At 38.9% G+C, this 7,060-nt stretch carries 7 protein-coding genes and 1 riboswitch; of the genes, 1 reads left to right on the top strand and 6 read right to left on the bottom strand.

The genetic code is table 11. The features are described from left to right. The first annotated feature begins 156 nt into the window (after positions 1-156). Positions 157-201, top strand: a riboswitch (PreQ1 riboswitch). Between the two features lie 8 nt (positions 202-209). Beyond that, positions 210-698 carry a QueT transporter family protein gene (locus tag ACPYKA_RS17110; protein WP_479543424.1) on the top strand — a complete coding sequence of 163 codons (489 nt, stop codon included), beginning with the start codon at positions 210-212 and terminating at the stop codon, positions 696-698. 217 nt (positions 699-915) lie between these two features. On the opposite strand, the gene fdhA is transcribed toward ACPYKA_RS17110, so the two are convergent. The 6 genes from fdhA to ACPYKA_RS17080 all read right to left on the bottom strand — a co-directional run bounded on the left by fdhA (position 916) and on the right by ACPYKA_RS17080 (position 6,847). Further along, the gene (gene fdhA, locus ACPYKA_RS17105; RefSeq protein WP_479543423.1) at positions 916-2,127 is read right to left on the bottom strand and encodes a formaldehyde dehydrogenase, glutathione-independent; all 1,212 of its coding nucleotides are present in this window, start codon (positions 2,125-2,127) and stop codon (positions 916-918) included. A gap of 261 nt (positions 2,128-2,388) precedes the next feature. After that, positions 2,389-2,760, bottom strand: a complete 372-nt coding sequence (dhaM, locus tag ACPYKA_RS17100) for a dihydroxyacetone kinase phosphoryl donor subunit DhaM (RefSeq protein ID WP_479543422.1) — start codon at positions 2,758-2,760, stop codon at positions 2,389-2,391. Continuing rightward, positions 2,761-3,384, bottom strand: a complete 624-nt coding sequence (gene dhaL, locus ACPYKA_RS17095; protein ID WP_479543421.1) for a dihydroxyacetone kinase subunit DhaL — start codon at positions 3,382-3,384, stop codon at positions 2,761-2,763. Between the two features lie 15 nt (positions 3,385-3,399). Next, positions 3,400-4,398: a dihydroxyacetone kinase subunit DhaK gene (gene dhaK, locus ACPYKA_RS17090; protein ID WP_479543420.1), complete on the bottom strand. Its 999-nt coding sequence runs from the start codon at positions 4,396-4,398 to the stop codon at positions 3,400-3,402. A gap of 103 nt (positions 4,399-4,501) precedes the next feature. Continuing rightward, on the bottom strand, positions 4,502-5,995 hold the full coding sequence (glpK, locus tag ACPYKA_RS17085; RefSeq protein WP_479543419.1) for a glycerol kinase GlpK: 1,494 nt from the start codon (positions 5,993-5,995) through the stop codon (positions 4,502-4,504). A 15-nt stretch (positions 5,996-6,010) separates the two neighbouring features. After that, positions 6,011-6,847 carry an MIP/aquaporin family protein gene (locus ACPYKA_RS17080; RefSeq protein WP_479543418.1) on the bottom strand — a complete coding sequence of 279 codons (837 nt, stop codon included), beginning with the start codon at positions 6,845-6,847 and terminating at the stop codon, positions 6,011-6,013. Positions 6,848-7,060: the final 213 nt, after the last annotated feature.

Here is a 7,060-nt window from a genome sequence, read left to right as displayed (position 1 = left end):
GTAGCCTAAAAGCGTACAAAAATAGAGTGCTGAAAATATTGATGTAAAAGAACAACCGAGAATAACTTGACACATACCTCTGTCGAAAAACAATTTTAACTTATTCTACACATATGTTATAATTAATTCTTGCGATGCTTGACTTAAAAGCGTTTGTAAGACGTGGTTCGAAACCATCCCACGATAAAAAACTAAGGAGAGAAGTTAATATGAGGATTAAAACACTTATTGTTAATGCGCTCATTGCAGCGCTTTATTTTGTTGTAACAGCATTTGTCGCACCATTTGGATTTTTAAATATCCAATTCCGGCTATCTGAACTTTTTAACCATTTAATCGTTTTTAACAAAAAGTATTTTTTCGGAATTGTGTTCGGGGTATTTATATCTAATCTAATTTTATCACCGACAAAAGCGGATCTTATTTTTGGTGTGCTTCATACTGCCATTTCACTAGGAATTACGCTGTTATTTGCTCGGTTTATTAAACATAAAATTTCTTTAATGTTTATTAATACTGCGGTATTTTCTTTTAATATGTTCATCATTGCATATATGTTGAAAGTATTTGTCGGTCTAAAAGATGGATTTATGTTTCTTTGGCTAACGCTTGGAGTTAGTGAATTTTCGACAATGGCACTTGCCATTATCGTCATTTATTTTATTAATAAACGACTAGATCTTGAGCGATTAATATGATGGATTTCGTATCCGCTGAATTATCGTCGATTTCGCTGAATTAACTACTGAAATTGATGATTTATTATTAAATCCGCTGAACGGTCACACTAATTGGCTGAAATAAGCCATTCAATCGCTGAATTCTTTATCCTTGCGACAAAATAAGAGCATAAAATGAATTCAATATAGCAAAAACCTGATTTCTTTATAGGAATCAGGTTTTTATTATATATTATTATTTTAACATTCCATGCGGGTCAATCACGTATTTCTTCGATGCACCTTTATCAAAGTCTTTATATCCATTTGGTGCCTCATCTAACGAAATAACTGTTGCATTAACTACTTTAGCGATATTCGCCCGCTCACTTAAAATAGCATGCATTAAGTCACGATGATATCTCATTGTTGGGCTCTGACCTGTGACAAAATGGTGTGCTTTTGCCCAACCTAGTCCAAGTCTGATGCTTAAAGAGCCTACTTTTGCTGCTTCGTTTACTGCACCGGGATCTTCCGTAACATATAGTCCTGGAATTCCCAGTCTTCCACCAGCCTGGACAACATCCATCATCGTATTTAGTACGACTGCAGGCGATTCTTCATGATCTGTACCATGCTGATATGCTTCGAATCCAACAGCATCAATCGCACAATCTACTTGAGGTATCCCTAAGATTTGCTCAATCTGTTCACCAGCATCATCATGTTCCATTAAGTTAATCGTTTCGCATCCAAAGCTTCTCGCTTGCGCTAAACGTTCTTCTTTTAAGTCTCCCACAATGACTACAGAGGCGCCTAACAACTGTGATGCATGTGCTGCCGCAAGTCCTACTGATCCCGCTCCTGCAACGTAAACAGTTGAGCCAACCCCAACCCCTGCACTAACTGCCCCGTGATATCCAGTTGGGAAAATATCTGCTAACATTGCTAGATCAAGAATTTTATCCAGCGCTTGATCTTTATCTGGGAATTTTAATAAATTAAAATCTGCATATGGAACCATGACATATTCAGACTGTCCGCCAACCCAACCACCCATATCTACATAACCGTATGCTCCACCCGGGCGTTCTGGGTTCACATTTAAACAAATATGTGTATCTTGTCTTCTACAAGTAATACAGCGACCACACGCAACATTAAACGGTACAGATACAATGTCCCCTTTTTCTAAAAACTCTACATCCCGTCCTATTTCGATTACTTCTCCTGTAATTTCATGACCGAGGACTAACCCTTCTGGTGCAGTCGTACGGCCACGCACCATATGCTGGTCACTACCACAAATATTTGTTGCAATTACTTTTAAGATTACTCCATGTTCGCATTTACGACCGACATTGCTCTCGGGAACTCCTGGGCCTTCACGTAAAACTAAATCCGGAAAACGAATATCTCTTACCTGTACGTTACCTGGTCCTGTATAAACAACTCCACGATTCGACATTTCTCATTTCCTCCTTATTTTCTAGAATATGATCCGATCGTCTAGAGTGGTTATTTTTATTTGACCACTCGTTTATATTTTCCCCCCTTAAATATAGTAAACAAACATCCATAAATAATAGATGCTATTCATATATATATTTACAATAGTAATTTTTATTACTATTTTCCTATTTAATAGTAAGTAGGAGTTTTTTATAATCCTCCTTATAAAAAAAATAATGCAGATAAGAGTATGTTTCTCTTACCTGCATTAATAAAACTAAAATTCTCTAATTACATTTTCAATAATCGTCTTTAAATCATTCCCCGTACTAGATTCAACGGCCGCAACGTAAGCCCCTTCTAATAAAGGTACATCAACTAGTTTGATATTTTCTTTCTCAGACAATTCGATTGCCAGCTCCGCATTCATTTTGGCACTTCCCAGGTCGTAAAAAAGCAATACACCTTTACTTGAGTAGGCACGGTCAATTGCACGATTGATTTTTTCGATACTCGTTCCAATTTCACCATCATCTGTGCCTCCTGCTGTTTCTACTGGTACATCCAAAATGACTTGTCGAATAATTTCTTTGAGCCCTTCTGCAATTTTTTCACTATGGGAAATGAGAACAATACCGACGTATTCCATTTAGGATTGCCCTCCTTCCAACACTTCTGCTAAAGCTAAAAACAAGTAGTATGAAGACATCGAGCCAGGGTCAACATGGCCGATTGATTTTTCTTTAAAATATGCTGCTCTGCCTTTTGTCGCCATAATCTCTTTTGTTTTTTCCATTGCAGTTTTCGCTGTATCCTTAATTTGTGCAGGCTGTGCTTCTTTAGTTTCGCTCATTTCATTTATGACTGGTTCCCAGACATCTACTAAAGTCTTTTCGCCTACCTCGGATCGCCCTCTTTGTTTTATACCTGTTAGTCCATCCGATAACCCTTTTACTAGATCTTTGTAGTCAATAGAATCCTTTCCTTTTAAAGAAAAGGATAATCTTAAAAATGCTGTGCCATAAAGCGGACCCGCTGCACCGCCAACTTTTGACATTATCGTCATCGCAATATCTTTAAAGACATCAGAAACATTGTCATATTCTTTTCCATTTACGGTTTGTACTGCTTCATTAAATCCTCGTGTCATGTTGATTCCATGATCGCCGTCTCCGATAACTTGATCTAATTTAGTTAATACTTGTTTGTTGTCTTCGATTTTTTCATTCGCCTTTTTCAACCATTCTTTTGCGTCATTTACGTCAAAATTCATGTTTTTTCCTCCTAGTTATTTTACTAGAAAATTAGCTGCGTCTGACGGATGGTCTAATAGTTTTTTTAGTTCATCATCTAGTTTTAATAACGTTACCGAACAGCCTCCCATTTCAAGTGCTGTCATATATTCACCTACAAAAGTTCGATAAACCTTGATCCCTTTGTCTTGCAAAATTTCTTGTACCTGTTTATTCACGATATATAATTCCATAAGTGGCGTTGCTCCCAATCCGTTAATCATCACAGCAACTTCATCGTTTTCTATTATCTTCATATCTTCAAGGATTTTCTTGGTTAATTCTGTTGCAATCTGATCAGCTGTTGTAATATGTTTACGTTCAATTCCAGGCTCTCCATGAATTCCGATCCCAACTTCCATTTCACTTTCATCTAATGTGAAGCTAGGCTCCCCTGCTGCCGGGATCGTACACGAACTGATTGCCATTCCCATAGAACGCACATTAGCGACCGTTTTTTCAGCAACTTTCTTTACTTCCTCAAGTGAAGCCCCTAAATCCGCTTTTGCTCCAGCGATTTTATGCACGAAAACCGTTCCGGCAATTCCTCTTCTTCCCGTTGTAAATGAACTATCTTCAACCGCTACATCATCATTAACGACAACTTGTGCGACTTTTATTCCTTCTGCTTCCGCAAGTTCCCGCGCCATTTCAAAATTAAGCACATCGCCTGTATAATTCTTAATTATTTGAAATACTCCTGCTCCACTATCTACAGCTTTAATCCCTTCATAAACTTGGTCTACGGATGGGGAGGTAAAAACTTCTCCTAAAACAGCCGCATCAAGCATTCCTTTGCCGATATATCCTGCATGTGCCGGTTCATGTCCGCTTCCCCCGCCACTCAATAATCCGACCTTTTTTACGGCTTGAGCATCTTTTCTTGTAATAACCGTTGTTCCCTCGACGTGTTTCAATTGATCTGGTGCCGCTTGGATCATACCCGAAATCATATCTTGAACGACTTGGTTTGGATCGTTAATTATTTTTTTCACGGTTTTTTCCTCCATTTAACATTCTATCTTCATCTTAAGTGAATTTGATGATGATATTCAAACCTTTTCCATCAAAAATTAAATAAAATTAATCTTCTATTAATTATTTAAACACTCTTGTTGCTTCTACTGCTTTTTTCCATCCATTATATAATTCTTCACGTTTCTCAGTAGCAAGTTCAGGTGTAAACGTATGCTCAATTTGCCATTGTTTTGCTATTTCCTCTTTGCTATCCCAATATCCGACGGCAAGCCCTGCCAAATAGGCAGCACCTAAAGCAGTTGTTTCCTGAACAACCGGTCGTTCTACCGGACACCCTAACATATCACTTTGGAACTGCATTAAAAAGTCATTTTTAACTGCTCCTCCGTCAACTCTAAGCGATTTTAAGTCTATTCCAGAATCAGCAATCATCGCCTCAAGCACATCCCGAGTTTGATAGGCAAGCGACTCTAATGTAGCTCTAATAAAATGTTCCTTACCCGTTCCTCTTGTAATTCCGAAAACTGCACCTCTTGCATCACTGTCCCAATAAGGTGTTCCTAATCCAACAAAAGCCGGTACCATATAAACACCGTCTGTGGAATCCACTTTTTTAGCATAGTTTTCACTTTCTGGTGTGGATTCAATTATTTTTAGTCCATCCCGTAACCACTGAATAGCTGATCCCGCAATAAAGATACTTCCTTCCAGTGCATATTCAACTTTTCCATCCACTCCCCAAGCAAGCGTTGTCAGTAACCCATGTTCCGAAGCAACACCGTTTTCCCCTGTGTTCATCAACATAAAACAACCTGTACCGTATGTGTTTTTGGCCATACCTGATTCAAAACAAGCCTGACCAAATAGTGCAGCTTGTTGGTCTCCTGCTATTCCAGCAATGGGAACTTCATGTCCAAAGAAATGATAATCGACCGTTTTTGCGTATACTTCAGAAGACTGCTTCACGTCAGGTAACATATTTTGGGGAACGGTTAAAATCTCAAGCAATTCTTCATCCCATTTTAAATCGTAAATATTAAACATTAACGTACGCGATGCATTCGAATAATCCGTTATATGTGCTTTTCCACCGGATAATTTATAAACAAGCCAAGTATCGATCGTCCCAAATAACAGTTCACCATTTTCTGCTTTTTCCCTAGCTCCTTCTACATTATCCAAAATCCATTTTACTTTCGTTCCAGAAAAATACGCATCAATTAAAAGTCCTGTCTTTTCCCTAAACAACTCTTCATGACCCTGTTCTTTTAGTTCTTCACAAATATCTGCTGTTTGTCGTGATTGCCATACGATTGCTTTATAAATCGGTTTCCCCGTATTTTTATCCCATACTACAGTCGTTTCTCTTTGGTTTGTGATCCCGATCCCAGCCACTTGCTGAGGTGCTACATCAGCTTTTCTTAACACGCCAGCAATACAGGCTAAAATAGAAGTCCAAATCTCATTTGCATCGTGTTCCACCCATCCCGGCTTGGGAAAAAACTGTTCAAACTCCTGTTGTGCTGTTTCCACAATTTCTCCCTGGTGATTAAATAAAATTGCTCGTGAACTTGTTGTTCCCTGATCTAAAGATAAAATATACTTTTCACTCATCTATACCATGCTCCTTTACATATTTTTAATTTTTTCAGTACTTACTTCTTCTTTTAATTCTTTCATAGCTGCTGCCGCTAAAATAAGTGCAACGATTAATGTACAAATCCAAAAGAGAACGGATAGCTGCCCGGCAAACACTGCTTGGTAAAATAATGCACCATATATCCCTCCAATAATTGGTCCAACTACTGGTACCCAGGAATAACCCCAGTCAGAACCGCCTTTTCCTGGAATCGGCAAAATTGCATGAGCAATTCTCGGTCCGAGATCACGGGCTGGATTTATTGCATATCCAGTTGCCCCACCAAGCGACATACCTATTGCGACAATTAAAAGTCCGATTGCTAATGGTGCCAGTCCTTCCGTAAAATTGTTGGGACCGACTAAAAATAATAGTGCGAATAATAAAACAAATGTACCAATCATTTCACTTACTAAGTTTTGTAAGGGCTTCTTAACTTCATCTGATGTCCCAGGGGCTGTTGAGAACACGCCCAGTTTCGCTGCTTGATCTTTTGTTTTTCTCCAGTGAGGTAAATAGTTAAAGAATACAATTGCGGCTCCAATTATGGCTCCAATCATTTGTCCTGCAATGTAGATTGGTACTTTTGCCCATGGGAATTCTCCAATTGCAGCAAATCCAAGAGTCACCGCAGGATTTATATGTGCGTCAGATGCAGTTCCCGATACGTAAACTCCCATTACTACGGCGAGCCCCCATCCAAATGTAATAACAACCCATCCTGCATTTTCTGCTTTTGACCATTTTAACAATACTCCGCCAACAACGCCAACACCAAAAATAATTAATACCATTGTGCCCAACAATTCGCCCATAAACTCTGACAATGTAAAACACTCCCCTTTTAACTTTTTAAGGCTGCTTTCATAAATACTTCCTTAAATTTCATAGTTGAAGGATACTGTAGAGTAGCGCTCAGGTTGTTTTCCGCTACGAACCGTTGCTTTCCGCGGGCACGGCTTCAGCCTCCGAAGCAGAAAACCACTGCTTCGGAGTCTTCAGACACGTGCTGTTCCCGCAGGAGTCAACGGTTCTACGCT

It is taken from the genome of Pseudogracilibacillus amylolyticus (SeqCode), from assembly GCF_051918545.1.
Taxonomy (GTDB): Bacteria; Bacillota; Bacilli; order Bacillales; family Amphibacillaceae; genus Pseudogracilibacillus.
The sequence above is the reverse complement of the archived record's forward strand: the minus strand, read 5'-3'. Positions and strand labels throughout refer to the sequence as shown.